General features: G+C 67.0%; 25 protein-coding genes. 11 read left to right on the top strand and 14 right to left on the bottom strand.

The genetic code is table 11. The annotated features are described in order from the left end of the window. Window positions 1-10: 10 nt before the first annotated feature. From OCS65_RS21515 to OCS65_RS21505, 3 genes are read right to left on the bottom strand one after another with little or no spacing between them, the layout of a single operon-like run. Window positions 11-676, bottom strand: coding sequence for an SGNH/GDSL hydrolase family protein (locus OCS65_RS21515; RefSeq protein WP_263507574.1), 666 nt, complete (start codon window positions 674-676; stop codon window positions 11-13). Then, a complete protein-coding gene (locus OCS65_RS21510) occupies window positions 673-1,794 on the bottom strand; it encodes a glycosyltransferase (RefSeq protein ID WP_065922866.1) in 1,122 nt (373 codons plus the stop codon). The genes OCS65_RS21515 and OCS65_RS21510 overlap by 4 nt, the downstream gene beginning before the upstream one ends. A 4-nt stretch (window positions 1,795-1,798) precedes the next feature. After that, window positions 1,799-2,161, bottom strand: a complete 363-nt coding sequence (locus OCS65_RS21505) for a putative colanic acid biosynthesis acetyltransferase (protein ID WP_338049252.1) — start codon at window positions 2,159-2,161, stop codon at window positions 1,799-1,801. Between the two features lie 292 nt (window positions 2,162-2,453). On the opposite strand from OCS65_RS21505, the gene OCS65_RS21500 reads away from it, so the two are divergent. From OCS65_RS21500 to OCS65_RS21490, 3 genes are read left to right on the top strand one after another with little or no spacing between them, the layout of a single operon-like run. Next, window positions 2,454-3,689 carry a hypothetical protein gene (locus tag OCS65_RS21500; RefSeq protein WP_263507569.1) on the top strand — a complete coding sequence of 412 codons (1,236 nt, stop codon included), beginning with the start codon at window positions 2,454-2,456 and terminating at the stop codon, window positions 3,687-3,689. After that, complete coding sequence (locus OCS65_RS21495; RefSeq protein WP_072634639.1) at window positions 3,686-4,594, top strand: glycosyltransferase family 2 protein; 909 nt, start codon at window positions 3,686-3,688, stop codon at window positions 4,592-4,594. The genes OCS65_RS21500 and OCS65_RS21495 overlap by 4 nt, the downstream gene beginning before the upstream one ends. Next, window positions 4,594-5,919, top strand: a complete 1,326-nt coding sequence (locus OCS65_RS21490; protein WP_263507566.1) for a lipopolysaccharide biosynthesis protein — start codon at window positions 4,594-4,596, stop codon at window positions 5,917-5,919. Before OCS65_RS21495 ends, OCS65_RS21490 begins: the two co-directional genes overlap by 1 nt. On the opposite strand, the gene OCS65_RS21485 is transcribed toward OCS65_RS21490, so the two are convergent. Both OCS65_RS21485 and OCS65_RS21480 read right to left on the bottom strand, forming a co-directional pair. Then, complete coding sequence (locus tag OCS65_RS21485; protein ID WP_072634641.1) at window positions 5,882-6,493, bottom strand: serine O-acetyltransferase; 612 nt, start codon at window positions 6,491-6,493, stop codon at window positions 5,882-5,884. The two genes, OCS65_RS21490 and OCS65_RS21485, sit on opposite strands and share 38 nt — an antisense overlap. Before the next feature lie 10 nt (window positions 6,494-6,503). Further along, complete coding sequence (locus OCS65_RS21480; protein WP_338049251.1) at window positions 6,504-7,061, bottom strand: YdcF family protein; 558 nt, start codon at window positions 7,059-7,061, stop codon at window positions 6,504-6,506. Window positions 7,062-7,303: 242 nt separating this feature from the next. On the opposite strand from OCS65_RS21480, the gene OCS65_RS21475 reads away from it, so the two are divergent. Next, window positions 7,304-8,440 (top strand): glycosyltransferase, encoded by a 1,137-nt coding sequence (locus OCS65_RS21475; RefSeq protein ID WP_251550431.1) that lies wholly within the window; start codon window positions 7,304-7,306, stop codon window positions 8,438-8,440. Here OCS65_RS21475 and OCS65_RS21470 read toward each other — a convergent pair. The 3 genes from OCS65_RS21470 to OCS65_RS21460 all read right to left on the bottom strand — a co-directional run bounded on the left by OCS65_RS21470 (window position 8,437) and on the right by OCS65_RS21460 (window position 12,080). Further along, window positions 8,437-9,924 (bottom strand): lipopolysaccharide biosynthesis protein, encoded by a 1,488-nt coding sequence (locus OCS65_RS21470; RefSeq protein ID WP_083662413.1) that lies wholly within the window; start codon window positions 9,922-9,924, stop codon window positions 8,437-8,439. The two genes, OCS65_RS21475 and OCS65_RS21470, sit on opposite strands and share 4 nt — an antisense overlap. A 96-nt stretch (window positions 9,925-10,020) precedes the next feature. Further along, window positions 10,021-10,965, bottom strand: coding sequence for a TIGR03621 family F420-dependent LLM class oxidoreductase (locus OCS65_RS21465; RefSeq protein ID WP_263507561.1), 945 nt, complete (start codon window positions 10,963-10,965; stop codon window positions 10,021-10,023). 44 nt (window positions 10,966-11,009) lie between these two features. Beyond that, window positions 11,010-12,080 carry a class I SAM-dependent methyltransferase gene (locus OCS65_RS21460; protein WP_251550437.1) on the bottom strand — a complete coding sequence of 357 codons (1,071 nt, stop codon included), beginning with the start codon at window positions 12,078-12,080 and terminating at the stop codon, window positions 11,010-11,012. Between the two features lie 14 nt (window positions 12,081-12,094). Between OCS65_RS21460 and rfbC the strand changes: the two genes are divergently transcribed. Further along, on the top strand, window positions 12,095-12,649 hold the full coding sequence (rfbC, locus tag OCS65_RS21455) for a dTDP-4-dehydrorhamnose 3,5-epimerase (protein ID WP_043800389.1): 555 nt from the start codon (window positions 12,095-12,097) through the stop codon (window positions 12,647-12,649). Here the strand turns inward: rfbC and OCS65_RS21450 are convergent. From OCS65_RS21450 to OCS65_RS21435, 4 genes are read right to left on the bottom strand one after another with little or no spacing between them, the layout of a single operon-like run. Next, a complete protein-coding gene (locus OCS65_RS21450; RefSeq protein WP_263507559.1) occupies window positions 12,633-13,661 on the bottom strand; it encodes an NAD-dependent epimerase/dehydratase family protein in 1,029 nt (342 codons plus the stop codon). The two genes, rfbC and OCS65_RS21450, sit on opposite strands and share 17 nt — an antisense overlap. A 1-nt stretch (window position 13,662) precedes the next feature. After that, complete coding sequence (locus OCS65_RS21445) at window positions 13,663-14,316, bottom strand: PIG-L deacetylase family protein (protein ID WP_029542156.1); 654 nt, start codon at window positions 14,314-14,316, stop codon at window positions 13,663-13,665. Further along, the gene (locus tag OCS65_RS21440; protein ID WP_029542158.1) at window positions 14,313-15,107 is read right to left on the bottom strand and encodes a glycosyltransferase family protein; all 795 of its coding nucleotides are present in this window, start codon (window positions 15,105-15,107) and stop codon (window positions 14,313-14,315) included. Before OCS65_RS21440 ends, OCS65_RS21445 begins: the two co-directional genes overlap by 4 nt. After that, on the bottom strand, window positions 15,104-16,360 hold the full coding sequence (locus OCS65_RS21435; protein ID WP_029542160.1) for a class I SAM-dependent methyltransferase: 1,257 nt from the start codon (window positions 16,358-16,360) through the stop codon (window positions 15,104-15,106). Before OCS65_RS21435 ends, OCS65_RS21440 begins: the two co-directional genes overlap by 4 nt. Window positions 16,361-16,606: 246 nt before the next feature. Between OCS65_RS21435 and OCS65_RS21430 the strand changes: the two genes are divergently transcribed. The 6 genes from OCS65_RS21430 (at window position 16,607) to OCS65_RS21405 (ending at window position 24,013) form a co-directional block, all read left to right on the top strand. Next, window positions 16,607-17,068, top strand: a complete 462-nt coding sequence (locus OCS65_RS21430) for a GyrI-like domain-containing protein (RefSeq protein ID WP_072634659.1) — start codon at window positions 16,607-16,609, stop codon at window positions 17,066-17,068. Further along, window positions 17,065-17,490: a hypothetical protein gene (locus tag OCS65_RS21425; protein WP_029542164.1), complete on the top strand. Its 426-nt coding sequence runs from the start codon at window positions 17,065-17,067 to the stop codon at window positions 17,488-17,490. The genes OCS65_RS21430 and OCS65_RS21425 overlap by 4 nt, the downstream gene beginning before the upstream one ends. A gap of 513 nt (window positions 17,491-18,003) precedes the next feature. Continuing rightward, the gene (locus OCS65_RS21420) at window positions 18,004-18,348 is read left to right on the top strand and encodes a hypothetical protein (protein WP_263507555.1); all 345 of its coding nucleotides are present in this window, start codon (window positions 18,004-18,006) and stop codon (window positions 18,346-18,348) included. Then, window positions 18,348-20,477, top strand: a complete 2,130-nt coding sequence (locus OCS65_RS21415; RefSeq protein ID WP_420833212.1) for an Rv1355c family protein — start codon at window positions 18,348-18,350, stop codon at window positions 20,475-20,477. The genes OCS65_RS21420 and OCS65_RS21415 overlap by 1 nt, the downstream gene beginning before the upstream one ends. Window positions 20,478-20,522: 45 nt before the next feature. Further along, window positions 20,523-22,379 (top strand): putative bifunctional diguanylate cyclase/phosphodiesterase, encoded by a 1,857-nt coding sequence (locus tag OCS65_RS21410; RefSeq protein WP_029542170.1) that lies wholly within the window; start codon window positions 20,523-20,525, stop codon window positions 22,377-22,379. Between the two features lie 152 nt (window positions 22,380-22,531). Beyond that, window positions 22,532-24,013, top strand: coding sequence for a sugar transferase (locus tag OCS65_RS21405; protein WP_043800396.1), 1,482 nt, complete (start codon window positions 22,532-22,534; stop codon window positions 24,011-24,013). Between the two features lie 37 nt (window positions 24,014-24,050). On the opposite strand, the gene efeB is transcribed toward OCS65_RS21405, so the two are convergent. Beyond that, window positions 24,051-25,325 (bottom strand): iron uptake transporter deferrochelatase/peroxidase subunit, encoded by a 1,275-nt coding sequence (gene efeB / locus OCS65_RS21400; protein WP_006940784.1) that lies wholly within the window; start codon window positions 25,323-25,325, stop codon window positions 24,051-24,053. Beyond that, entirely contained in the window at window positions 25,322-26,461 is a 1,140-nt protein-coding gene (efeO, locus tag OCS65_RS21395) for an iron uptake system protein EfeO (protein ID WP_231771876.1), read from the bottom strand. The genes efeB and efeO overlap by 4 nt, the downstream gene beginning before the upstream one ends. Window positions 26,462-26,478: the final 17 nt, after the last annotated feature.

Genomic DNA, 26,478 nt, shown 5'->3' with positions numbered 1-26,478 from the left:
CGGGTGCGGTTCATCGGATGACCTGCGTGCGGACCCACGCCGCGATCATGTCGGCGAGCGCCGATTGTCCGGCGTCCGTCGGCCCGCTCAGGTCCGGCCACATCTGATCCCTCGTCAGCAACGGGGGATCGAGTGCATCCAGGTACGGCACCCCCATCTCGTCTGCGGTGCTGCGGAGAACGTCGGACACCCGGACGACGGATGCCGGAACCGGCGTCTCGAACCACGTGGGCCCGACCAAGAGGGGGCGCCGGCCACCGACGATGATCTTGTTGATCGCATCGGTCGCGCCCACCACGATCGCCTCCGTGTCCGGCAGTCCGGTGTCGCCGAGCCCCCCGACGATCAGGACGACCCGTGGATCGACAGCATCCGCGCGGTCGACCTGATAGGTGAACGCGTGGCCGCCCTGACCATCGGCGACGAAGCCGGAGTCGGGCAGGGCGAAATTGGCGACGGACCATCCCGTTCGTTCGGCCATGAGCGTCGGCCACACCGTTCGGTTGCGGAATCCGGCCGACCATTCGTCGCCCACCACCGCGATGGCGAGTGGGGACGCATCTGCCTCGCTGGTACGTGTCATCGCGAAGACCGAAGTGGCTACGAGGGCGCTGACCAAGACGTTGGCCGCGAGGACGGCCATGAGCGTCCGTGGAGCAATGGTGAGTCGCTTCATCGTTCACTCCCGGCCACGTCCGTGTAGGTATCGAGCAGTCGGTCACCGACCGCGTGCATCCCCAGGTCGGTGCGCACAGCACGGCGTCCTCGTTCCCCCATGGCACGCGCGAGAGACCGGTCGGCAAGCAGCGACTCGACCGCGGTGACCAGAGCGGGCACTGTCGGCTCCGTGACGATTCCGCTGCCTGTTCGTTCGATCGTCGGGGCGAGCCCACAGTCGCGGGTCACCACGACGGGAACACCCACGGACATGGCTTCGAGCACCGACATCGGGTAGGGCTCACGCACTGAGGGGAGCACGTACACGGTCGCTGCCGCCATTCGCCGGGGCACGTCGTCCGGGTCGAGCGCTCCCTCCCAGGAAATCCGCGGGTCTGCTTCGGCTGCGAGCATGGCGCGCAGCGCCGGGCCCTCGCCCTCGTCCGGCCCCACCAGGGTGAACCGGGCGTCCATCCCGGCGGAGAGCAGAACTTCGGCCATTTCCACGAAAGCCGTCGGGCGTTTGCGCGGGTGCATGCGTGCGACGAAGAGCACCTCGGGAGGTTCCGCGCTCGGCCGGCCGGGTGGGTAGCACGGCACGCCGTTGCCGAGCTGCACGAAAGGCAATGACGTCCGTGCGACGGTGGCGAGCTGGTCCTTCTCCAGCGCGGTGAGGTGGAACACGGCTCCGGCGTCGCGCAGCACCTTCCTCGTCCACAGTGCGTCGAGTGGGCCGGCGAGCGGATGATCGGACGGAGTGACCATGCCGTGGGGCTGGAGCACGTACAGGATCCCGTGGTGCCGCGCGCTCACCGCAAGCGGGAGCACGACGAGGTCGCGGCCGAAATGGATGTGGACGATGTCGAACCGAGTTCGGTTGCGGTGGAACCATCGCTGCAATCCGGGCGCACCGACACCGGCGAACCCCGTCCTGGGAACTACGGTTCGGACGGTGAACAGCTTGACCGGTACGTCGTTCAAGCGGGTCGGTACGACCGGGAACCCCCGGGCGCCGGCGCCGAGCGTCACCTCGTGGCCCCGGCGGATCAGCTCCATACTCTGATTGAGCGCGACCCGGGCGGGTCCCCCGTACGCGCCGTCGGGGTCGAGCAGCGTGACCACTTGCAGGATGCGCACGGAGTCAACCCGGTGTGACGATCGATCGCGGAGCCCGGACGAGTGAATCGGGAGGAACGTCGGCGGTCACCAGTGCTCTCGCTCCCACGACCGAATTCGCGCCGATGGTCACGCCCCGCAAGACGGTGGAACCGGCGCAGAGCCAGACGCCGTCCTCGATGACGATCGGGCCGTTGTCGAACTCGAAGGTCTTCGACCGCCTGTCGTGACTCCCCGTGCAGAGGTAGGTGTACTGCGAAATGCAGACATCCGAACCGATCACGATTTCGTCGATGTTGTAGAGATCGGCATCTGTTCCGATCCACGAATCGTTCCCGACCACCAGCTTCCACGGCCATTGAACTTTGACCCGGTGCTTGATCAGCACCCCGGTGCCGATGCGGGCCCCGAAGCACCGCAGGATCGTGCACCGCAGGCGCGCCGGACACCATACCTGGGTGAAGATCAGCGTCGAGACCGCAACCCACAGGGCTTGGGCGGCGAAGCCGCGACCCTTGTCGTAGGGGCGGCCACGCAGGGATTGCAGCGACCGCTTGGACTGTGCAGCGGACACGCGCACCTCCGCAGGACAACGCACTACACTTCGAGAGGATACGCCGTGTTCGGCTCCGACCGAGGGGCATTTCGTGACAGATCTCGGGTGTGCATCCGTCCCTACCGTGGCCGAACGCCAGCGTGCACACCGTCAGGTGCTGGCCCGAGTGGCCCTGTTCGCTATCGGCGCCACATCGGGTGTTCAATTGGCGAATTTCACCGTCACCGGGTTGTCGGTGGTCTGTCTGCTGCTGGCACCCGGATTCCTGCTCATGATGCACCGGGGGATCGACCTGTTGCCGGCCGTACTCGCGGTGGCGGGATCACTCTCCTTTGTCGCGTCGTGCGCGGTGAACGGGGTCACCGTGCTATGGCCCAACGCAATCGCATTTCCTGCATTCCTGCTCTACCTCGTGGGCCTGACCGTGCTCACAGTCCGTGCGGTGGACGCGACCGCCACAGTCCTCGCCGGAATCGCCACCGGCACTATGGCCTTCTTCCTGACCCAGGGAATCGAACTGACGCGAACCGGGAGCATTCCTGACCTTTGGAAGTACGGAATCGCTCACGCGGTGACGATTCTCGTCCTCTTCGGAATGACGACGGCGCGGATTCAGCCGCTGTTGCAGTCGGCGGTGCTCGTGGCGCTTGGGCTGGCGAGCCTGGGACTGAACTTCCGCTCGCATGCCCTCGTGTGTCTCCTCGCCGGCGCCATCGTCTTCACCCGGCACATGCTGGGCTCCCGGATCGGACGAGGCTGGCAGTTCCTGGGGGTCGCGGTGTTCGGGTTGGTCTTCGCGCAGGTGATGCCGATCGCTGCGCGGGCAGGACTGTTCGGGGCCGCGCTGCAGCAGAAGACGCTGGAGCAGGATGCCACGAATCTGCCGTTGCTGCTGGCCGGCCGCACCGAGCCCCCGCTGAACATCACAGCGATCCTCGAGCGTCCGTTCCTCGGTTGGGGAAGTGCCTTCAACCTGACTCCGGACGTGTATGCCCGGGCCCAGCACCTGGCGATCCGGATGGGATTCGATCCCACTTTCCCGTTCGAACTCTACTGGCGGCTGCCGCCGAGTGATTACTCCGCAACCCATTCGATCCTGCTGGGTTCCTGGGTCGAGGGCGGCATTCTGGCGGTGCTTCTGCCGCTGTGGCTCCTCGTCGCCTGCGTCGGCGTGGTCTGGAACAGCACATCTTTCGGCCGCTGGAGTCCGCTCGTGGTGACCCTCGCACTGCAAGGCATCTGGGACCTGCTCTACGCGCCATGGACGTACAACATGATCCCGGAGTTTGTCTGCATCACGCTCTTCTTCTGCGCGGTACGCGTCCGCCGGCCGATGGTTGCTGTACGGGACTCGTCATGAGACCGAGTGTGAGCGTCGTGATCCCCACGCTCGGTCGGCCTTCCCTGTACGGCGCTGTGCAATCCGCTCTCGAGCAGACGTATCCGGTCGCCGAGGTCATCGTGGTCGCGGACACCGATCTGGCCATGTCCCTGCCGTCGGACGACCGCATCGTGGTGCTGCGCAGCGAAGGTCGGGTCGGACCCGCCAGATGTCGGCAACTGGGAATCGATGCCGCGCACGGGAGCGTGATCGCTCTGCTCGACGACGACGACGAGTGGCGCCGGGTCAAGCTCGAACGACAGTTGGCGGCCGTCGAGCATGAGGCGGCCTTCGGAAAGCCCTGGATCGCATCGTCGCGTATGGCGGTCGTCGGGCCGGGGACCCGGCGGCGAGTCTGGCCGCGGCGACTTATCGGATCGGAGCAATCCGTCGCAGAGTATCTGTTCCGGTTCACCGGATTCACGGTCGGTGGCGCGACTTTGCAGACCTCGACACTGTGCTTCCCCGTGGACCTCGTGGGCACCGTCCCATGGGATACCGACGCGGACGCGCCGCACGAGGAGGCGAGCTGGCTGCTCCGGATCCGACGTGCCGTCCCTGATGTCTGCCTCGTCCACCATCCGGACGTGTTGAGTACCTACCACGTGGGGAATTCGTCCCTGTCCCACAGCTCGTCGGACCGAGCCGATGAGTACATTGCCTGGGGACTGCAGTATCTCGGTGAGGAATCGCCGCGCGTTCGTGGTGATTACCTCTGCACGAGCCCGGTGAGCGCGGCGGTGTCCGCGCGGTCGCTGGCAGGTGTGCGGCGCTCGATGTGGTCGGCGATACGTCATGGCAGGCCGGGTCCGTTCGCGGTCGTCTACGCAGTTCTCGGCGCCGCGCGGATACTTGTGCGCACAGCACATGCATCGGTCCGTTGATGGCAGCGGAGCACGATCAGCTCACGCCGGAGGAGCGTCGAGCATTGTTCCGGGGCACGCTGTACCGCATTCTCGGTACTCCGGTGGTTGCTGTCCTGGGACTCGCCAACACGGCCGTCATCGCGCACGAGACGGGAGCGGCGGTCTTCGGGCTGGTGTCCTTGATCGCAACGATCACTCTTCTCGTGCCATTCGTCGACTTCGGGATCGGCGCGACGGTGCTGAGCGCCAGTGCGACGCTCCATCAGCATGAAGGGGATTCGAGTGCGGCCGATGTCATCCGACGTGCCTATCGCGTCCTGTTCGTGGTCGCCGCCGCAGTCGTGTCCGGGGCCTTGGTCGTCATGGCATTCGACGGCTGGACCGTGCTCGTCGGCATGTCCAGTGGTCCCGCGGACCGGTGGGCGATCACTCTTGCCGCGTGTGTCTTCGCGCTCACGATTCCTGCCGGCCTCGGTTTCCGGATCCTCATCGGGATCGGACGGATCCCTGAGGCGACGCTGGTGCAGATGAGCTGTCCGGCTGTCGCGCTGGTCATCACCCTCGTGCTGTACGTGACCGGGGTGAACGAGATCTGGTACGCAGTATCGGCGCTCGGTGGTCTGCTCGGCGGACAGATTCTCGGTACGGTCTTGGCTTTGCGACTGAGCGGGCTCGGATGGTCGGCGTTTGCACGGACGTCCGCACCGACGACCGGCGCCAGGCTGCTGGCGGGCAGCGGATGGCTGTTCGTCGTCGGCGTGGGGCTGCCCATCGGGCTCCAGTCCGGACGGGTTCTCCTGGCGCATCTGTCGACACCCACTGAACTGTCCGAGTACGCCGTGATGGCCCAGATCTACGGTGTGGTCTGGTCGGTTCTCTCGACGGTGGGATTGGCTTATTGGCCGGTGTTCGTGCAACGACGGTCCGCCCCTGACGAGACGATCCGGATGTGGTGGCGGCTCACGGCTGTACTCGTCCTGTGCGCATCGATCGGGGCCAGCGGAATCGCGCTGCTCGGCCCATGGGCCGCGTCCGTGCTTTCGGGCGGTCAGATCGACGTGTCTACATTGCTCGCGCTCGGATTCGGTGTGCTGATGGTCGCACAAACCGCACATCTCCCGGCGAACGTGCTGCTGGTCGGTCCCGGCGAGGCGCGGTGGCAAGCGCTGTGGACGGTCGTCATGGCCGCACTCAGTCTCGGGCTAGGGTTCGCGTTGGCGGGACCGTTCGGAGCAGTGGGCGTGGTGTGCGCGTCTGTACTGGGCATTTGCCTGGCGCAAGTTCTCCCGGATCTGCTGTGGGTACCTAGCCTGGTTCGTCGCCGGTCACTCGCGGGCCCCTGAGTTCGGTGGCCAACGGGGCGACTACGGTCGTCCCTGCAGGCACATCACGGATCACCGTCGCGTTCGCGCCGACGGTCGCCCCGTCGTGCAGGGTGATCGGACCGATCACGATCGCGCCGGCGCCGACGCGGACTCCGTCACCGAGGGTCGGCCTTCCCCGCGCGTCGTGACCGATGGTGACCTGCTGGTTGATCCAGCAATGACGCCCGATGGATTCGGCCGTGACGATCGTGCCGACGCCGTGCTGAATGAAGAGACCGGGACCGATTCGGTCCGCTTCGAGAGTCAGCGTGGCGGCGGGTCGGTACAGCGCGCGAAGCAGCATCCGTAGGACCGGCGGGGCGGAACGGAGACGGTAGTGCACGAGCGTACGAAACTCGGTGAGCGCCCCCGCCAGATAGGCGAATCTCGAGTACCTGTCGAGGGACGCCAGATCCGCGTCCCCGATGCACTCGCTCCACCAGTCGACGTCCTCCGTGATCGCATCCGTCGAGTCCCAGTGGGCGGAGATCCACCACAGCGGAAACGCCCAGATGCGTGCGCCCTGGAGCAGTACTGCACGATTGCCTCGCATCGTCCGCCTTTCAACATCCCGGCTCCAGTTCGGCCTTCAGATAGCCCGCGGTCTGGTATAGGTACTCGGACGCCCATCCCCACAGCGAGAGCTCCGCTGGGCTTGCCACCATGATCAATTCGCCGTCGAAGCACCGCTGCAGGACGAATCGAGCTCGGGAGATGTGCGGTGTGTACGTCACGACGATCACCCGGTTCCAACCGTACTGCTCGGCCCGGCGGCGCACTTCTCGCGCTTCGCCCCGGGTCGTCGATGGATCGGGGAGGAAACAGTCCACTTCGAATCCGGGATACGCCTTCCCGCAGTTCTCCGAGGCCCAGTTGTCACCCGGCCCGTCGGGATGGGAGAGAACCACCTTCGGCGCCCAGCCTGCCATGCCGAGCTCGATGCCGAGCGAGTGGCGGCGCCAGTCCTCACCGCCGAGGACGAAGATCGCGTCGGCAGGGCGCAGCGAATCAGTCTGTGGCCGGACGTAGACCGGCAACCCGGTAACCAGTGCTGCGATCACCAGCATGCATATCGACGCCACCACCACACGGATGGAAGGCCAGTTGTTACGAAGCCTCACCCACGCGTTCTCCGTTTCGAGCCGAGGGTGCCGTGACTACCGGCCAGTGTATGGGACGCAGCTCTGTCGGATCGTGCGGTCGGCGTCGAAATCGATACGGACGGAATCCTGCCTTACGGTCGGGCCTGACCGGCACGCGAGGACCTCGATATCGCGGATCCCGATCGGCGACCTTCCCTGCACCGATCGACCTAGGATCTGGAGGTATGGAGCGAAGCCCTTCGGCGTCTCCCCGGCCTGACGTGGTGTTCGGGTTCTCGTACGAGATGTTCGACGATGCAGTCGGTCGTGAATTCTGCCGACCGCCCGACCAGACGCTGCTTGCCCTTGCCCACGACGATCGGGTCGGCGGACTGATCGTGGCCGATCCGTGGCGTTCCTACGTCGTATCCGCGGCGCGCCGTCGGCCTGTCCGGCTCGTCGAGGACATCACAGTCGCCGGGCGAAACGCGGTCCGCGTCCGGCCTCACCGATTGCGGACGGGCGATCCCACCGATCTCGGCAGGGTGGAACGGTCCTATCGCCGCTACGGCGCAGTGCTCGGGCGCGCGCTGGCTCGGACTCGCGGCGAACGGAAACCGCGTCCGAGGTCGGCGGCCCTGGTCACCTACAACCCCTTCGTGGCGGCATTCTGTGATTCTCCGTGGATCAGCAAGGTCGTGTATTTCGGCCAGGACGATTGGGCGACAGGGGAGGGGGTGGTTCGATGGTGGGATCTCTACCGCGAAGCCTACCGGCGCATCGAGGAACGCGGAGCCGCGATATTCGCGGTGTCCGAGGAACTCGCAGAGCGTATTTCGCCGCGCACCACAGTCGTGCCCAACGGGGTGATCGCCGACGTGTGGCGTCCGCGGCATCCTGAACCCGATCGGATCGCGGCGCTGCCGCGACCTCGCGCCGTCTACACCGGCACGATCGACGACCGTCTCGAAGCGGATCTGGTCGAGACCACGGCGAGCATGGTGGGTTCGCTGGTCATGATCGGCTATCCAGGAGATGCGCGGACCGTCGAGTGGCTGCGTTCGCTCGACCGCGTGCATGTGTTCGACCCAGTCGGGCAGCATGAACTCGCAGCATTGGTGCAAGCCTGCGACGTCGGATTGATTCCGCACCGCGATCAGGCCTGTATCCGCGCGATGTCGCCCCTCAAACTCTACGAGTATCTCGCTGCCGGGCTCCCCGTGCTGTCGGTTGATCTGCCCCCCATTCACGGAGTCGACGACGAGCGGGTGTGTATCTGCCGGCGCGAGGAATGGGCGAGTGGCGTGAAGCGGGTCCTCGACATGGGGAGCGCACCGGAAGGCCGGCGACAGCAGTTCATCGACGCGGTTTCGTGGGAGCGTCGGATGCAGCCCGTGGTCGAGGCCGCTGTCGATTAGCGCGCAACGTCGGTGCGACCCTCGGAGGAAACGGGCGGACCGCCCCCGCGGCCGAGTACCCGGTCGGCCATGTGCCGAAGTTCGGCGAAGAGTGTTGGATGTGCGAGTCGCAGAACGGTTGCACCCGCAACGGCCGCTCCCGGCATTCCGAGTACGAGCACGACCACAGTGCGATCCGGCACGAGGACGGCAACCAGAAGGTAGGTCGCCGCCGCCCAGATCGCCACGTGGAGACCCGGCAGCAACAAGGCGACCTGGCTGCGCAGAGTTACGCCGAGGAGTCGCCGCCGGATGAGCCACTCGACGGGGACGAGCAGTCCGGTCGCAAGACTGTAGCCGACTGCCACGCCGAACGGACCGAACGGCAGACCGGCGACGATGCCTGTGGTGGACACGACGGTGGTGAGCCACGCATAGCGCAGGTTGAGCCCTGCGTGCCCGAGCCCGAGCATCAGGGGAGCTGTCGACGGCTGGTAGATCGCCTGTATGGCGCCTGCCATGGCGAGTACCTGAATGATGGGGATTGCAGGTTCCCATTGGGAGCCGAACAGCAGGGCCATGAATTGGGGCGCTGCTACGGCGGCCGTGGCCATGACGGGCAGCGCGAGGACGGCATTGGCGCGCGTTGCACGCGCCAGTTCCCTACGAAGCGCGTCGAGGTCGTGCGCCAGTCGGGCGAACGCGGGAAACAACACCGCGCCGACGGTGGTGCATGCCAGCTGAACCGGCAAGAGCAGCAGCCGATACGCCAAGCCGTAGAAGGCCAGAGCTTGAGGGCCCTGAAACCGTCCTACCAACAGGTTGTCGATATTCCGGGACACCGAGTTGATCAGCAGTCCGGCGGTGAACGCCCGCCACGAAAAGGCGGCGATGTCGCGCAGGTGCCTCAGACGCAGATTCGGCGACCGTCCGGCTCCCGCTGCCAGCAGCATCAGCAGCAGCACCGAGTCGGTGGTGACAATCTGTGCCACCAGTCCCCAATAACTGCCCCCTGCCAGCGCGACACCCAACCCGGCCAACCCGCCGACCATTGCGGCCGTGATGTCGGCGAGGCCGATCTCGCGGAACCGCATGTCGCGCTGGAGCAGCGCCCGCGGAGTGATCGAGGCGGCTCGGATGAGCAAGCTGGGCGAAAGCGCCACGAGCACGAGGGTGAGCTCGGGGGAGTGCATGAAGGAGGCCCATGTCGAGGCGACGGCACAGGTCAGGGCGGTGAGCGCCCCCCCGACGGCCAGATTGACCGTAACGACCGCACCGGGCATGTCGGGTTCGATGCGTTCGCGCTGGATCAGTGCGCTGGAAAAGCCCTGGTCCAGAAGGAGTGCGACGATGCCGATATAGACCAATGCCTGCGCGACGATGCCGAATGCCTCGGGACCGATCAACCGGGCAAGCACGATCGTGAACCCGGCTCGGGACACCTCCCTACCGATCACGGAAATGCCGCTCCAGCGGATTCCCGTGGACAGACTGCTGTCAGCCATGGGGGGTCCGTGCCCGGGATCGCAGCGGGAGCCCTCGGTGCGTGGCGAATCGCCGAAGGCCCCGGCGTAGCGGAGTATCGGGTGCAGCCGATGTACTCACGGCGCAGCCGTCCGGACCGAAACGGACTGTACAGCCAGTTCTTCGATGATCCGAGCAGCGCTGTCGACGTCCTGACCCAAGTGCCAGTATGTGATTCCGTATCGGTCTCGCCACTCGAGCAGTTGCGCCGCGCATTCCGACGCCGTGCCGACAAGTATCGCCGGCGAGCCCTTCAACGTGTCGCCGGCCGCCTCGATGTGCCCCGACCACGACGAACGTGGCACGGAACCGTGCGGCGCGTCCGTCACGCGGACGTAGTAGCAGTTGAACTGGAGGACGGGACAGGGCCGCCCCGCGGCGTCGGCGGCGGCCCGGACTCTCCGGATCTTGGCCTCGATGCGATCGGGCGTGAGGTCGGCGATCGCCGCTTCGTCGATCGTGTTGGCGCGCATGCTCGGGTGTATCCCGACGATGTCGGCGGCACGTCCGGCGAGGTCGAGCATCCGGGGCCCTCCGGCGCCGACGAGAATCGGCGGATTCGGTTGCTGTACGCACCGTGGAAGGGCTTCCATGTGGCCGATTCGATAGTGTTCTCCCTCGAAATCGACGAACTCGGCCGTGAAGTAGCGCCGCAACACCGTCAATGCTTCGTCCAGCCTCGCGATCCGCCGGCCGGTGGTGTCGAATCGGAGGCCGAGGGCCGCGTAGTCGTCCGGCTGCCAGCCGGCGCCGATCCCGACTTCGACTCGTCCGCCTGAGAGCACGTCGATCGTCGAGATGTCCTTGGCGAGCAACGCCGGGTGGTGAAGATCGTTCGGCAACACGAGGGACAGGACCCGTAACCGGTTGGTGCCGGCCGCGGCGTATGCCATGGCGACCAGTGGAGCAAGTTGCCAGCCGTGGCTGACGTGCTGGGAGACGGCTACCGTGTCGAACCCCAGGGATTCGAGCCGGCGCACGTCGGCGATCCATCCGGCGCCGTCGGTCCGGAGCCGAGGCATGGGCGCGATCATGCGCATCGCGGGAGGGGCATGTCCGATCGAGCTCATGAACCGTCGACCTTCCATCGTCCGGCTAGTGCGGGGTACCTCCGATCGACTTCCGGTAGCAGATCCGGAAGTGTCAGCAGCACCCGGTCCGGCTCAGCTGCAACGAGTTCCTCCGGCGAGATGATCGGCACGTCGGTGCCGGGCATTCGGCGCCCTTGTTTAGCCGGTGAGGCGTCGGCTACCGCGGCCACCAGCCTCCGGTCGACGGCCGCGAGGCTGAACAACGCCACCGCACGGGACGCCGCGCCATATGCGTACACGCGTTTGCCGGAACGGTATTCGTCCTCGAGCCAGGTGCGCAGTGAGCGCACATGGTCGTCGGCAGCACGTTGCAGTGAACCTACGGTGCGTGGATCGGTCATACCGGTTTCGTCGGCGAAGACCCTCCGCACCGATTCGTCCGGTTCGACCTGCCCGTGCATGGCCGCGACGAGGACCGTGCCGCCGTAGAGGTCGAACGTCCAGGCCGCCACCGGACCCATGCCGACGTCCTCGAGGAGGCGGTTCAGCGCCGTCATCGAGTAGTACGCGAAGTGGCCATGACGAAGCGCGTTCCACTGGCCCCGGCAGACGATGGTGGCCAGGGAATGGAACTGGACGAGCAGCACACCGTCCGGGGCTGTGGCAGCGGCTCGCTCGACCATGGCCTTCAACTGGTCCGGTTCGTGCATCAGGCCGAAACAGTCGAGCACGACGTCGCAGGTACCGTCGGCCACGGTGAAGCCACGCTCGACGAGCAGCGGAAGCCACGTCCCTCCGTGGGGACTGCCGAACTCCCGTACGGTCGAGCCCCGTAACCGCTCGGATCGAGCGACGCACCGTACCGCACACACGGCCTGTTCTCTCAGGGCCTGCGGTTCGACGCCGCGTGGCTCCTCGATGATCGTGTCGTCCTCGGCGAGTTGCGCGAGGCCGCACGTCGCACACAGATCCATGGCAAGGGGATGCGAGACCTCGTCGTCGCCGATGACGTCGTCGGCCGGGGGAAAGTGATCGGCGGCCGGCACCTTTCCGAGATCGAGTACTCGATCCAGATCGGGCATTCCGCACGCTCGGCACACACTCATGGGAACATTTCCTCGTGCGCATCGAGGAAGCCGAGTTGGCCGACGTGATCGTGCTGATTCCGCAGCCCTTCCGCGACGAACGGGGGCTGTTCACGCGCACGTTCGACGCGGAGACGTTCGATGACCACCTCGGCAGGCCGGGAACTGCCGCGGCGTTCGTGCAGGACTCCCAATCCCGGTCGGTCCGCGGCGTCGTCCGGGGAATGCACGGTAGGTCCGGCCGTAGCGAAGCCAAACTCGTGCGCTGTGCGAACGGCGCGGTGCACGACGTCCTGATCGACATCCGGCCCGACTCGCCGACGTTCGGACGAAGCCAGGCTTTCCGGCTCGACGACGAAGAATTTCGCCACCTCTACGTTCCGCCGGGATTCCTGCACGGGTTCCAGGCACTGACCGCGACGGCGGACGTCTGCTACCGGATCGATCGGCCGCACGACCCGGCGGAGGACATCGGCGTCGCCTACGACGACGCGGATCTCGGGATCGACTGGCCGCTGCCGGTAACGGCCGTGTCCGCGAGGGACGCGAAGGCCGGAAGCTGGCGGGAGTTGCTCACGCGATTGCATTGACAAACCGCATCGATTCGTCCAGGATTCCTGTTTCCCGTAGCTCCTTCAGGTGTGAGAGCCGGGTGAACCGCTCGTGGAAGTCCTCCGCTTTCAAGCTGAAGGCGGTGTACTTCTCGTACAGTTCCGCGGCGCCTTCGGGAACTGTCCATTTCGCCTCGTAGCCGAGCCGATCCCGAGCAGCAGAGAAGTCGACCCGGTACGAGCGAGGGTCGGGGCCGCTCTCCCCGGTGATCACGAGTTCGGAGCCAGGGACAACGTCCACCACGGCACCGGCGATGTCGGCCACCGTCAGGTTGTTGGCTTCGGTGCCGATATTGAATGCGTGGCAGTGGATGGCGTCCACCGGCGCCACGAGGCAGCGCGCGAACGCTTCCGCGATGTCCCGAGCGTGCACCAACGGTCGCCAAGGGGTTCCGTCCGACAGCACACGCACCTCGCCGGTGAGAACGGCATACCCCACCAGGTTGTTCAGGACAATGTCCGCTCGCAGTCGGGGGGAAAACCCGAATGCGGTGGCGTTGCGGAGAAACACCGGCGAGAAGCCGGGGTCGGCGATCGCAGCCACGTCGTCCTCGACGCGCACCTTGCTCTCCGCGTACGGCGTGAGCGGGCGCAGCGGTGCACTCTCGTCGACGGCCTCTTCCCCGGCGGCGCCGTAGACAGAGCAGGTGGATGCGTAGAGGAAGCGACGCACACCAGCCGCCTTGGCGCATCGAGCGAGCCGCACGGAGGCCTGGTGATTGATCTCGTAGGTGATTCTCGGTTCGAGCGCGCCGAGGGGATCGTTGGACAGGGCCGCGAGGTGGATCACGGCGTCGAATCCCGTCAGGTGCGATGCGGTGATGTCCCGTAGATCGAGCCGGATCGCGGGAGGATCCTGCGGAGCGGGCCCGAGAATGCAGTCGGCGAAGAGACCGGAATCCAGGCCGATCACCTCGTGACCGTACGAGCGAAGGACCGGCACCATGATCGACCCGAGGTATCCCTGATGACCGGTGACGAGGACACGCATGTCATACCTTTCCGAAGTGGACGGTGGCCTTTTCCACGACGAAGGCCTCGGCGTGCGGCCGTCGGCATTGCACGCCGCGGAGACGGGAAAGACCCAGGAATGCCTGTTCGTCGAACCAGTCGTGGTCGGTCTGGGACGGGTAGTGCTTGAGCAGGATCCGTGCCTTCTCCTCGGCGATCCTGCGGGTCAGCGGATGGTAGATCGTCGGTCGTGGCGTATCCGTTTCCCATTTGAGGATCTCGTACCCCAGGACCAGGTGGTCACGGAAGACGGTGGGCACCAGTTCGGCCAGTATTCGATGATCCTGATGCGCGTCGTCGCGATGCGGCGCGAACACCACGTCGGGTTCGCAGGTGTGCCGGAACGATTCGAGTGCGTTCTTGATGGGCTCCCAGTATCCAGGGGCGTGGCCGTCGGGAACGTCGAGGACCCTCACCTCGACCTCGGCACCGGGACACAGCGCCGCCAGAGCGTGCCGCTCTTCGATCTCGCGCCGCGAGTCCTCACCGGAAAGTACGAACGCATGCACGCGCAGCGGGGACGAGACCCGAGCCGACAGCGTCAGCAATGTGCCGCCGACACCGATGGCGATGTCGTCGCAGTGCGCACCGAGCACTGCGATCTCTCGGACGTCGCCGGCACAGAGCTCGATCATGATTGCACCGCCACGGCAGTCGGTTCCCACAGCATCCACGGCCGGATCCCTCGCGCGTAGTTGTCGTCGAGCTCCGCACGTTCCTTGAACGTATCCGCCGGCTTCCAGAATCCGTCGTGCCGATATCCGAACAGGCGGCCGCGGCCCGCAAGGGTGCCGCACACGTCGGTGACAAGGTCACCCCCTGGCGGCAACAGCTCGAAGATCTCCCGATTCAGCACGAAGTAGCCGCCGTTCTCCCAGATGGGGAAGTGGCTGACCGGCACGATTTCCTTGATTTCGCCGTTCTCGGCCAGATCCACACAGTGGAACGAGGACTGTGGGGGTACGACCAGCAGTGCGGCGGTCGCGCCGGACTCGTGGTACCGCTCGATCATCCGATCGAGTGGCGCGTCGGTGAGCACGTCCGCGTAGTTGGCCAGGAAGTGCTGGTCGCCTCCGAGATAGTTCCGCACGCGTCGAAGCCGCTCGCCGATCGAGGATTCGAGGCCGGTGTCGACGAAGGTGATCGACCAGTCGCTGATATCCGTATGGAGCAGTTCGACCCGGTTGCGGTGCATGACGAAGTCGTTGGATGCCTCCTCGTGGTAGTCGAGGAAGAACTCTTTGATCTTGGTGCCCCCGTAGCCCAGACACAGGATGAACTCGGTGTGGCCGAAGTGCGCGTAGTACTTCATGATGTGCCACAGCAGCGGCCGCGGTCCCACCATCTGCATGGGCTTGGGGATTTCGTCGGTGCGGTCGCTGCGCATCCGCATGCCGTAGCCGCCACAGAACAGAACGACTTTCATACCGTGATCCTCCTGACGAAGTCGGCGGGGCCGATGGTGGTGTGCAGAGTGGGCAGCGGGAAGACGAGCCGGCCGCCCCAGGCGGCGATGTACTGCAGCTGCGTCGTCAGTTCGGCCGCCAGGTTCCACGGCAGGGCGACGACCACGTCGGGCCGGTCCTTGTCGATCTGCTCCGGCGGCAGGATCGGGATCCGGGCGCCGGGCGTGTAGCGCCCGTGCTTGTACGGATTCCGGTCGACGGTGTACGCCATGAGGTCGGGGCGGATGCCGCAGTAGTTGAGCAGGGTGTTGCCCTTGCCCGGCGCGCCGTAACCGACGACGGACAGGCCCTGGTCGTGGCAGTCGAGGAGGAAGCGCAGGAGGGTTTGGCGGACGGAACGGGCGCGGGCCTCGAGTTCGCGGTAACCCGCCCTCGTGTGCAGACCCGCCCGGCGTTCCTCCTCGAGCACGGCTTCCACCCGTGACCCGGGGGGATCCGCGACCTCGTCCGGCCGGGCCCAGAGCCGGATCGATCCGCCGTGGGTGCCGAGAAGTTCCACGTCGACGACCGACAGGCCGCCGGTGGCGAGCGCCCGCATCGCGGACAGCACCGTGTAGTACTGGAAGTGCTCGTGGTAGACGGTGTCGAACTGCGCTTCGCGCACGAGGTTCAGTGCGTGGTGCACCTCGATGGAGATCCAGCCGTCGTCGGCGACGAGGGTGCGCAACGATCGGGTGAACCCGAGCAGGTCCGGGATGTGGGCGTAGACGTTGTTCGCCACGACCAGGTCCGCGGGCCCGTACTCCCCGCGGATGTCCTCGGCGAGGCTTTCGTCGAGGAAAGCGGTGACGGTGGGAACCCCGATGGCACGAGCCGCGGAACCGACATTCACCGACGGTTCGATGCCCAGGCACGGGATGCCGGCCGCGACCGCGTGCCGCAACAGATAACCGTCGTTGCTGGCGACCTCCACGATCGACGAGCCCGCGCCGAGATGTAGATCCCGGATGGCGGCTTCCACGAACTGCCGCGCGTGGTCGACCCAGGAGTCGGAGAACGACGAGTAGTAGGCGTATTCGGTGAAGGTGTCCTCGGGTGTGATCAGCGCCGGGATCTGCAGCAGCAGGCAGTCCTCGCACAACCGCAGGTGCAGCGGATAGGTGGTCTCGGGCAGGTCGAGCTCGTCCGCGGCCAGGAAGCGTTCGCACGGCGGTGTGGCGCCGAGATCGAGCACGCTGAGGAGCCGTTCCGATTCGCACAGGCGGCACTTCATTGATGGCACCCCTCGGGCAGTCGGTGGGAACCGTGCCGACGAGATATTCGCAACATCAGGTCCGACTCGATTAGATAATCATACTGAGGGGATGAATGGAACCCTGAAACAATCTTCGAGATTGTTTTGCCTGCTGTTTGGTGCCAATTGGTAGACACCCCTAGACTCGAATCACTCACACCCCACACGTGGGTCGGGCACGCCGGGGTGTCGAGGCGTACGGTGAGATCCTGGGGAGGTCGCCCGATGTCGTTTCAGATCGTTCAGCGTGACCAGACGCTCGTCGCCGGCCTACCCGTGCGCAGCCCGCGCCGGGCCCTCGGCAAGGTTCGCGACCGGGCGCTCGAACGGGCATGGTCGGCGGTGCTGAAGCAGGAACTCGGCGGGCCCCTGGCCTCCGCCTACACCGATCATGCGGTCGACATCGACTCCTACTACACCCAGACGGTCGGCTATCAGTGCGAGTCGTTGGATCAGGTGACCGAAGGCCACCTCGTGGCCTGCCTGCCCGCCGGGACCTACGCGAAGTTCTCCTCGACCGGTACGTTTCCCGGCGTCTTCATCGACCTGTGGAACCAGATCCGTGCGGCCGAGGAGGCGGGCGAGATCGTCCGGTCGTTCACCGGCGACTTCGAGTTCTATCCCCACGCGTACCGCATCGACATGTACGTGGCGATCCGAACCACGGAAAAGGGTGGTGCGCAATGACTTTCGAACTCACCAAGCTGCACGACCACTATGTGGGAGGACTCGTTCTGCCCGGACTCGAGCCGGGGGCAACCGGGCAGCGGTCCGAACTGCTGACCTTTACGGAGGATCGCATCCGCGCGCGCGGCATCGGCGAGGTGGTCGTGGTCTACATCTGCCACCCCGAGGTCGGATGGAACGCGGTGGTCGGCTATCGCTGCGACGGCCTGTCCGACCTGACGATCGGAGACTCGCTGGTGCGGATCCCCACCGGATACTTCGCCCGCTTCGTTCCGGGCGGGGATCACTCCGATCCCGTCGAGGACGTGTGGCACCAGGTCGAGATTGCCGAAAAGGAGGGTCGGATCGAGCGGGCGTACCGTGAGGAGGTGGCTGTCATCGGCCCGTCGGGAGTAACGGAACTTTACATTTCTTTGGCTTGAAGACCTTGTGAAACACCCGAATACTGCATACTCGACCTATACAGCCACATGTATGCCCCGTGCCGTCCCAGGTCGACGATCACGACGGCGGTGAGCGAGAGGGCCTGATGTGGTCCGCCGGGTGACTCCGATCGGGGTCACCCGCAAGGTCGGAGGCCGACAGTGGATCGAGCAGTGCGGGTCGCATCGGACTCGGTGCGCGAGCGTGTCTCGACCTACAGGGATCCTGCCTCCGGTTATTCGTTCGTCGCTGCCGCACCGAGTGCGGCGCCGGATCTGTGGAACGAATATCTCGCCCGGGCATTGGGTGCCTATCGCAGATTCGGCGTCGAGTGCGCACTCGAGTACGAGAAGGTGCGAAGCGGGGAGAACACGGCGATGTTCTGCGCAGGGCTCGATCGAAGGGGGGTCGTCGTGGGTGGGGTACGAGCTCAGGGGCCTTTTCGCAGTGCGGACGAGTCCCATGCCGTGACCGAGTGGAGTGCTCCGGAGCACGTCGATCACCTCCGCAGCATGATCGAGAGCCGAATCCCGTTCGGTCTGATCGAGGCGAAGGCCGCATGGGTGTCCGAGGATGTGCCCCAACGTCGAGAGCTCACCCTTGCGATAGCCCGGATGGGCGCGAAGTTCATGGACCTGCTCCAATCCCGGTACATGATGGCCACAGCCGCCGACAACCTTCTGGATCTGTGGAAGACCTGCGGGGGAGTGGTGGACGAGAGCATGCCGGCCACCCCGTACCCGGACGCCCGCTATCGGACCCGGCTCATGTGGTGGGACCGTCTGCGCGCCGATCCGCTCGGCGACGAACTCCGACGAGAAGTGGGTGGTTTTCCGTTCGACGGGGAGCCGGCGTGATGTCCGACGGCGAGGCGGGATGGACGGCTTCCGTGTTTGTGGAAGACCGGCCGGAGGATATGGAGGAATTCCGGCGCGTTCGTTCCGAACCCGGCCTCGTGGTCGTCGACCGTCTCGCCGATCAGGTGAGAGGACTGCGCGAAGTGCTCCCACCGCCGGGGAGCGAATTGCTCGACGAACCGGCACGGTGGGTCCACTACCCCTGGCGCCGGACCGTCGTCCGTGTGCTCGGCCCGCACTCGTTCCGGCGGCTACGGCTGGACCGCAACCGGAACAAGGTGACGTCGGCCGAACAGGACCGGCTGCGCGGGGTGACGGTGGGGATCGTCGGATTGAGCGTCGGCTTCTCGGTTGCGCAGGCGCTGGTGCTCGACGGGGTGGGCGGGGAACTGCGGCTCGCCGACTTCGACCCGATCGAGCTGTCGAATCTCAACCGGGTGCCGGCCTCCCTCGTCGATCTGGGCACGAACAAGGCGGTCGTGGCCGCGCGACGACTCTCGGAGCTGGATCCGTACCTGTCCCTGTCGGTGTGGCCCGACGGGGTCGGACCGGAAACGATGAGCGAGTTCCTGGACGGACTCGACGTCGTCGTGGACGAGTGCGACTCCCTGGACGTCAAGGTCGTGTTGCGCGCGGAAGCGGCCCGGCGAGCAATCCCGGTGGTGATGGAGACGAGTGACCGGGGGTTGATCGACGTCGAGCGCTTCGATCTGCGGCCGGGACCCCCGTTTCACGGATTGCTGGGAGAGATCGACCCGCAGCGGCTCGCCGCCCTGTCGGGTCGGGAGAAGATTCCGTACGCTCTGCGCCTGCTGGGACCGGAGCGGATCTCGACCCGGATGGCCGCCTCCCTCCTGGAGGTGGAGCGGACGCTGGTCACCTGGCCTCAACTGGGGAGCGAGGTGATGCTCGGCGGCGCGACGGTCGCCGCGGTCGTGCGCCGGCTGGGCCTCGGGCAGCCGCTGAACTCGGGGCGAGGCCGCGTGGACGTCGAGGCCTGCCTCGACGCCCTGACCCCACCTGCGGATCCGGGGAACCGGGCCGTCGCGGAAGCCCCCCTGCCCGCGGAATCGGACGATCCGATCGACCGGGTTCTGCATGCCGCGAACAGAGCCCCCTCGGGAGGTAACAGCCAACCCTGGTCCATCACGGCCGGCGGCGGGATGCTGGAGATCGACATCTCGGACGACTTCGTGCCGACCGCGATCGACATCCACTGTCGGGGCACCTACGTGGCGCTCGGCGCAGCCCTGCAGAACGCGCGCATCGCCGCGGCGGCCCACCGGATACTCGGCCCGGTCCGAGTGCTCGCGCGGGACCGCGGCGAGCCGCCGCGCGAGGTGATCGCGACGATGCGGTTCTCCGACGACACCGACCCGGTGCTGGCCGCCCAGTACGAGGCCATGCTCTCGCGCGGCACCAATCGGCAACCCGGTGACGGAACGCCACTGTCCGATGCCGAGACGGCTGCCCTGTACGAGGCGGCCGCGCGGGAGGGCGGCCGGATCCGGGTCGTCACGGACGTCGATCGCCTGGCCGAGACCGCGGAGCTGCTCGCGGAATCGGACAGGATCCGCTACCTGACTCCCGTCCTGCGCCGGGAGATGCTCGCGGAACTGCGGTGGCCGCACTCCGAGGCCATCGACAGTGGCATCGACGTCGGAGCACTCGGGATGGACGACGCGGAGCGCACGATGCTCGACCTGACGGTGCGAAACGATGTGCTCGATCAACTCGGGGAGTGGGACCTCGGGCACGGTCTGGGGCGTCTGACCGGAACGCGGGTGCGGAGCAGCTCGGCACTCGTAGCGGTCTTCGCGTCGGGACCGCGGCCGGCCGACTACGTCCGAGCGGGAATGGCGGCCGAGAGCGTGTGGATATGCGCCCACGGCATGGGCCTGGCGGTTCAGCCGGCGTCACCGGTGTTCCTCTACGCCGAGGACGACACCGACCTCACCCGGCTCTCGGAGGCCCGGTTCGGCGCTCTCGGAAAGCTGCAGTCGACGTTCGACGACGTGTTCGACAGACCGATCGGACGACGCTTCGCCCTCCTGCTCCGGGTGGCGCGGGCGAAGCCGGAACGGGTTCGCAGTGCGCGCCGCTCGGATAGGGTTCGAAGACATCCCTGATGCGGCCACGGTCGCGTCGGATGTGCTGCTCACAAGGGGTTTGGGATGGCGGAGAAGAGCTTCGAGAACATTGTCACCCGGGTCGCTTCCCGCCTCATGCCGGCGGACGCCGCGTCTCATCACTCGGTGATCGAAAGGGTGCTCCAGGACCTCGTCGAGCACTTCGAGGTCGACACCTGCTTCCTTCGCTACAACGACCATGACATCCACGCGACGGTGCTCGTCGCCGAGTGGCCGCCGCGGGAGTTCGTGCCGAGCCCGGATCCTCTGGGCGTGGTGCACTTCCGCGACGCCGACCCGATCTTCGCCATGACCGAGACCATGAAGGAACCGGCGGTCAGCCGTCCGGCGCAGTCGGGTGCCGAATACGCGGACCGGGTGCGTGCGGGTTCGGGAGTGCCCGAGGTCTCGGTCGCGGCGGTGCCGCTGATCTCCGGCAGCGTCACCACCGGCACCCTGGGCTTCATCAAGGCCGGTGATCGTGACTGGAGCGAGGACGAGATCAATACCTTGATGATGATCGCGGCGTTGCTGGCCCAGGTGCAGGCCCGGGTCCGCGCGGAACAGGACCTGCGCGACGCCGCCTATCACGACGACCTCACCGGCCTGGCGAGCCGGCGGGCTCTCCTCGAACACCTCGAGGAGCGGTTGAAGCGGGGGCAGCCGGGACCGGTCGCCGTCCTCTTCCTCGATCTGGACCGCCTCAAGCCGCTCAACGACTTCCTCGGTCACGCGGCCGTCGACGTGTTCCTGTGCCGCACCGCGCAGCGGCTGTCGCGGGTGTGCGATCCGAAGGACATGGTGGCGCGCCTCGGCGGTGACGAATTCGTCATCGTGCTCGACGGGGCGGTGTCGCTCGAGGTGGCGCGGGAACGCGCCGAGGCACTGCGGTGGGCGGTCGGGATGTCGGTGCAGCTGGGCAGCCAGGTCGTCGGTCGCGGCGGCAGCCTCGGTGTTGCCGTAGGCGAGCCCGGACGGATCACTCCGGTGGCGTTGCTCGGGCGCGTCGACGAGGCGATGCTGATGGCCAAGAGCAAGGGCGGCAACAGCGTCGTCGCGTACACCGACGACATGCGGGGCGCGAGCGAACGCCGCAACCTCATCGAGCTGAGCCTGCGGACGTCGATCGACGACGAGCACCTCACCCTCGAATATCAACCCGAATTCGACCTGCGCGACGGCAGCATTCTCGGTGTCGAGGCCCTGGTGCGGTGGAATCACCCGGTGCTGGGCAAGCTGCAGCCGGCCGAGTTCATCGAGGTGGCCGAGTCGACGAACCTTGCGGGCGAACTCGGTCGCTGGGTGCTGCGGACGGCGTGCGGGCAGCTGGCCGAGTGGCGGCGCCGGATTCCGGGGTTGAACCTGCAGATGAGCGTGAACGTCTCGCCGGTGCAGCTGGTGAGCCTGGACTTCGTGGAGACGGTGGAGAGCACGCTGGAGGAGTTCGGCCTGGGCAGCTCGTGCCTGTGTCTGGAGATCACCGAGTACGTGGTCGTCAGCGATCTGGAGCGCTCCCGCAAGACACTGCGCCGGCTCGAGCGTCTGGGTGTGTGCTGCGCGATCGACGACTTCGGCACCGGCTACAGCTCGCTCGCCCACCTGAAGTCTCTGCCGGTCCACACACTCAAGATCGACAAGGCGTTCGTGCTCAATCTGCAGCGCAGCGAGAGCGACCGCGTCATCGTCGAATCGATCATGGGGCTGGCCTCCGCGTTCGGGCTGGACGTCGTGGCCGAAGGGCTCGAGTCCGTGGCGGCGGCGATGAAGCTGCTGGAACTCGGGTGTCGACGCGCGCAAGGATTCCTCCTCAGCCGGCCTCAGCCGCCCGAGCAAATCGTCGAGATGCTGCGTCACGGCAGGATCGAACTCCCGTGGAGACTTCCGGCTTCGCTCCCCGAATGAACTACCAGTCCGTTATTGCCGGGGAAACAATCTCCGAGTATGTTTTAGGGGTCCGAGAGTCGTGCGACTCCGAAATGGGGCGGGCCCTGATGCAAAACCGGGAAACGGCGAGAACCTTCGCTGGGGCGGGAAACGCCCCAGAAGGCTCGTCCGTGGAGCGAAGGGGCGGGGACCGGACAGGAGTGGTCCGGAGCCTGCCCGGGCTGTGTGCTCCGGAAGCCGTGCCGCGGCCGGCCTGGGAACGACGCTATGCGATTCTTGTCTTCTGCATCGACCTCTTGTGCGTGCTGATTGCGGACCTGGCCGTCACCTTCGGCTACCACCGGGGGGAGTTGCCCAGTGGTAAGACGCTCGCGCTCGTGATGGTCGTACCATTCGCTGCCGTGCTCGCCCTGGCGGTGCAAAAGGCATGGGATGCCAGGGTTCTCGGGGCGGGTGTCGAGGAGTTCCGGCGTGTCGGCCGTGCCTACGTCCTTGCGATCGCGGTCCTGGCGGGGGCCGGATACGCGTGGGGGACGGCGAGCGGCCAGTCCTGGATCTTCGGCGCCTTGCCCCTGGCCGGCGCTGCAACGCTGGGTGCCCGCCTGCTGTTGCGGCGATTCGTCCGCATGCGCCGCCGCCGGGGACGCCTCGTGCGGTCGGTGCTCGTCGCGGGTGACTCGATCGAGGTGCACGAGCTGCTGGCCCGGGCGGGGGAGCTGCGCGATGCGGGCTGGCAGGTGGACGGGATCTGCCTGCCCGCCAGGACGTCAGGAGTGGTGCTGCCCCTCGCCGTCGACGATGTGCCGGTGCTGGGGACCGAGGACGACATCGTCGGAATCACCCAGCTGCACGGATTCCAGGCGGTGGCGCTGCTGCCGTCGAGCGGTTGGACGCACTCGAAGACCCGCAGACTCAGCTGGGATCTGGAGCACACGGGCGCCGATCTCCTCATGGCCCCGGTTCTCATGGACCTGGTGGGGCCGCGCCTGCACATGGCACCGCTCGCCGGGCTGCCGTTGCTCCAGCTCAGTGCCCCGCGCTACGCCGGCCCGGCGTGGTTGGTGAAGAACATCTTCGACCGCGTGGCCGCCCTGATGATCGTGGTGCTCCTGGCGCCGTTGCTGCTGGCCATTGCCCTCGCCGTCCGGCTCACGAGCCCGGGTCCCGTGCTCTTCCGGCAGACCCGGGTCGGCAGGGACGGGCGGACGTTCACGATGTTCAAATTCCGCAGCATGGTGGTCGATGCGGAGGATCGTCTCGCCGACCTGACCGACTGCAGCGACGGCAACGGGATCCTGTTCAAGATGCGGGAGGACCCCCGTGTCACGCGGGTCGGCCGCTTCATCCGTCGGTACTCGCTCGACGAGCTGCCGCAGCTGTTCAACGTGGTCACCGGCGACATGTCGCTGGTCGGCCCACGTCCCCCGCTGGAATGCGAGGTGGCGCGGTACGGAGAGGACGGCGCCCGCCGGCGGCTGTTCGTCAAGCCGGGACTGACCGGCTTGTGGCAGGTCAGCGGACGAAGCAACCTGAGCTGGGAGGAATCGGTGCGCGCCGATCTGCGTTACGTCGAGAACTGGACCTTCGCCCTCGATCTGTCGATCCTGCGCAGGACCCTCCGGGCCGTCCTGCACCGCGACGGCGCCTACTGAGCCCCGCTCGGCGTCACCGATCTCGTTCCGGGACGGTTCACGCCTCGAAGAGCGCCTGCCCCCAGTACTCGCCCGGTGCCGGCCCGGCCGGGCACGCAAATACCGCCGACCCGACGTGCTGGATGTACTCGTTGAGCGCGTCGCGCCGTGCCAGTTCGCGCTGCATCGGCACGAACTGCTCGAGCGGGTTGCGGCAGAACGCGATGAAGAACAGGCCCGCGTCCAGGTGGCCGAAGCCGTCGGAGCCGTCGGTGAAGTTGTAGCCCCGGCGCAGGATCTTCAGCCCGCCGAGGTGCTGGGCCGACGCGAGGCGCACGTGTGCGTCGACGGGGACGAACGGCCCGTCCGGTCCCCTGGACTCGAGGTCGAGTTCGTCGAACTCGCCGGTCTTCCCCAGCGGAGCGCCGTCGCGTTTGGTGCGGCCGATCACCTGCTCCTGCTCTTGCAGCACCGCTCGGTCCCACTGCTCGATGAGCATGCGGATCCGCCGCGCCACCAGGTAGGTGCCGCCGGCGAGCCAGGCCTGGTCGTCGCCGGGGCCGACCCACACCGACTCGGTGAGCGCGCCGGGGTCCTCGGCCTTGAGGTTGTTGGTTCCGTCCTTGAATCCGAACAGGTTCCGCGGCGTCTGCTGCGACGTCGAGGTGGACGAGGTGCGGCCGAATCCGAGCTGCGACCAGCGCACCGACGCGGTGCCGAACGCGACCCGTGCCAGGTTGCGGATGGCGTGCACCGCCACCTGGGGATCGTTGGCGCACGCCTGGATGGCGATGTCGCCGCCGCTGCGGGCCGGATCGAGGTTGTCGGCGGGAAAGTGCGGAAGTTCCTCGAGTGCAGCGGGTCTGCGGTCGGCGAGACCGAACCGTCCGTCGAACAGCGACGGGCCGAACCCGATGGTCAGGGTCAGCTGGGAGGCGTCGAGGTCCAGGGCCTCGCCGGTGTCGGTGGGCGGATGGTAGGGGCCCTCGCCGGTGGCGCCGTCCTCGGTGGCCTCGAGCCCGGCGGTCATCCGCTCGGCCATCTCGGTCCACGTCTTCAGCAGCGCGACGAGTTCGTCCCGGTCGTCGGTGGTGACGTCGAACGCCACGAAGTGCATGCGGTCCTGGGCGGGGGTGACGATCCCGGCCTGGTGTTCGCCCCGGAACGGGACGGCGCCGGCGTGGGCGGTGTCCGCGCCGGGTGCGGTGACCCGGCCGACCACCGCGCCCGCTCCGGCGAGCGCGGCGCCGGCACCGACCGCACCGAACAGGCGGCGGCGGGAGATGCCCCCGCGGGCGGCGGGGGCCGCGGCGGTGTCCGGGGTCCCGCTCATGCGCCTGCAGCTCCCGCGACGACACCCTGCACCTTGCTCACCTCGGCCGAGAGCGCGTCGATCAGGCGCGAGAGTTCCTGCCGCTGTGGCTCGGTCACGGTGTCGTAGGAGACGAAGCCGTCGCCCTGCCGGTACCGGGCGAGCGCGGCGTCGAGGTCGGCGAACCGGGCGTCGATGGCCTGCCCCAGCTCGGGATCGTTCGCGTCGAGGATCGGGCGCAGCGCGGCGACCGCGGCCTGCGAGCCGTCCACGTTGCCCTGGAAGTCCCACAGGTCGGTGTGGGAGAAGATGTCCTCCTCACCCGTGATCTTCGAGGTGGCGATCTCGTCGAGCAGGCCCTGTGCATTTCCGGCGATCTTGGTCGGGTCGACCGTGTAGTCGGCGGCGTTCACCAGGTCGGCCAGCTCCTGGACGTCGACCGCGAGCTGATCGGCGATCGCGCCCGTGTCGAGCTGGGGGCCCTGCACCCACAGGTCCTTCTCGAGCCGGTGGAATCCGGTCCAGGCCTGGCCGGGCTCGAGGTCCGCCTCGCGCAGGTCGATCCGCGGGTCGAGGTCGCCGAAGCTCTCCGCCTCCGGCTCGATGCGTTCGAAGTAGGTGCGGCTGACCGGGAACAGCCGCTTGGCCTCGTCGGCGTCGCCGGCCTTCACGGCGGCCACGAACTCGCCCGTGGCGGTGACGAGGGCTTCGGTCTGGCTGCGGATGTACCGGCGGTAGCCGTCGCCCGCCTCAGTGAGCTTGCCGTCGGCGTCGGTGGCGGCCTGGGAATCGCCCGTGACCACGAACTCCTGACGGATCCCGTCGCCGACCATGCCGGGGCGGCAGGACAGCTCGTAGGTGCCGGCCTCGGGCAGGTTCACGATCAGCTGCCGGGTGAGTCCGGGGCCGATGTTCTCGATCTCGCCCATCACCCGGTCGCCGGCGGCGAACACGTAGAACTCGGTGACCTTGGTGCCGTTGTTGGTGATGCTGAAGGTCGAGTGCCCGGTCGCGCCGTCCGCCGCCGCCACGTCGCATGCGGTGTCGGTGGCGGTGACCGCGATCGCGTCGTCGCCGGCGGTGGACTTCTCGGTGCAGCCCGCCAGGGCGAGGGGCAGGGCCGCTGCCGCCGCGAGGGCGTACGTGGATCGACGCATGGATCGGTGCCTTTCGA

It is taken from the genome of Rhodococcus aetherivorans (assembly GCF_025722975.1).
GTDB lineage: Bacteria > Actinomycetota > Actinomycetes > Mycobacteriales > Mycobacteriaceae > Rhodococcus > Rhodococcus aetherivorans.
The sequence above is the reverse complement of the archived record's forward strand: the minus strand, read 5'-3'. Positions and strand labels throughout refer to the sequence as shown.

Excerpts from the sequence above, each read along its gene's own strand:
- OCS65_RS21515 (WP_263507574.1), bottom strand. The coding sequence starts at position 676 with ATGAAGCGACTCACCATTGCTCCACGGACGCTCATGGCCGTCCTCGCG.
- OCS65_RS21495 (WP_072634639.1), top strand. The coding sequence starts at position 3,686 with ATGAGACCGAGTGTGAGCGTCGTGATCCCCACGCTCGGTCGGCCTTCC.
- OCS65_RS21490 (WP_263507566.1), top strand. The coding sequence starts at position 4,594 with ATGGCAGCGGAGCACGATCAGCTCACGCCGGAGGAGCGTCGAGCATTG.
- OCS65_RS21485 (WP_072634641.1), bottom strand. The coding sequence starts at position 6,493 with ATGCGAGGCAATCGTGCAGTACTGCTCCAGGGCGCACGCATCTGGGCG.
- OCS65_RS21470 (WP_083662413.1), bottom strand. The coding sequence starts at position 9,924 with ATGGCTGACAGCAGTCTGTCCACGGGAATCCGCTGGAGCGGCATTTCC.
- OCS65_RS21465 (WP_263507561.1), bottom strand. The coding sequence starts at position 10,965 with ATGCCTCGGCTCCGGACCGACGGCGCCGGATGGATCGCCGACGTGCGC.
- OCS65_RS21460 (WP_251550437.1), bottom strand. The coding sequence starts at position 12,080 with ATGAGTGTGTGCCGAGCGTGCGGAATGCCCGATCTGGATCGAGTACTC.
- OCS65_RS21450 (WP_263507559.1), bottom strand. The coding sequence starts at position 13,661 with ATGCGTGTCCTCGTCACCGGTCATCAGGGATACCTCGGGTCGATCATG.
- OCS65_RS21445 (WP_029542156.1), bottom strand. The coding sequence starts at position 14,316 with ATGATCGAGCTCTGTGCCGGCGACGTCCGAGAGATCGCAGTGCTCGGT.
- OCS65_RS21440 (WP_029542158.1), bottom strand. The coding sequence starts at position 15,107 with ATGAAAGTCGTTCTGTTCTGTGGCGGCTACGGCATGCGGATGCGCAGC.
- OCS65_RS21435 (WP_029542160.1), bottom strand. The coding sequence starts at position 16,360 with ATGAAGTGCCGCCTGTGCGAATCGGAACGGCTCCTCAGCGTGCTCGAT.
- OCS65_RS21430 (WP_072634659.1), top strand. The coding sequence starts at position 16,607 with ATGTCGTTTCAGATCGTTCAGCGTGACCAGACGCTCGTCGCCGGCCTA.
- OCS65_RS21425 (WP_029542164.1), top strand. The coding sequence starts at position 17,065 with ATGACTTTCGAACTCACCAAGCTGCACGACCACTATGTGGGAGGACTC.
- OCS65_RS21420 (WP_263507555.1), top strand. The coding sequence starts at position 18,004 with ATGATCGAGAGCCGAATCCCGTTCGGTCTGATCGAGGCGAAGGCCGCA.
- OCS65_RS21415 (WP_420833212.1), top strand. The coding sequence starts at position 18,348 with ATGTCCGACGGCGAGGCGGGATGGACGGCTTCCGTGTTTGTGGAAGAC.
- OCS65_RS21410 (WP_029542170.1), top strand. The coding sequence starts at position 20,523 with ATGGCGGAGAAGAGCTTCGAGAACATTGTCACCCGGGTCGCTTCCCGC.
- efeB (WP_006940784.1), bottom strand. The coding sequence starts at position 25,325 with ATGAGCGGGACCCCGGACACCGCCGCGGCCCCCGCCGCCCGCGGGGGC.
- efeO (WP_231771876.1), bottom strand. The coding sequence starts at position 26,461 with ATGCGTCGATCCACGTACGCCCTCGCGGCGGCAGCGGCCCTGCCCCTC.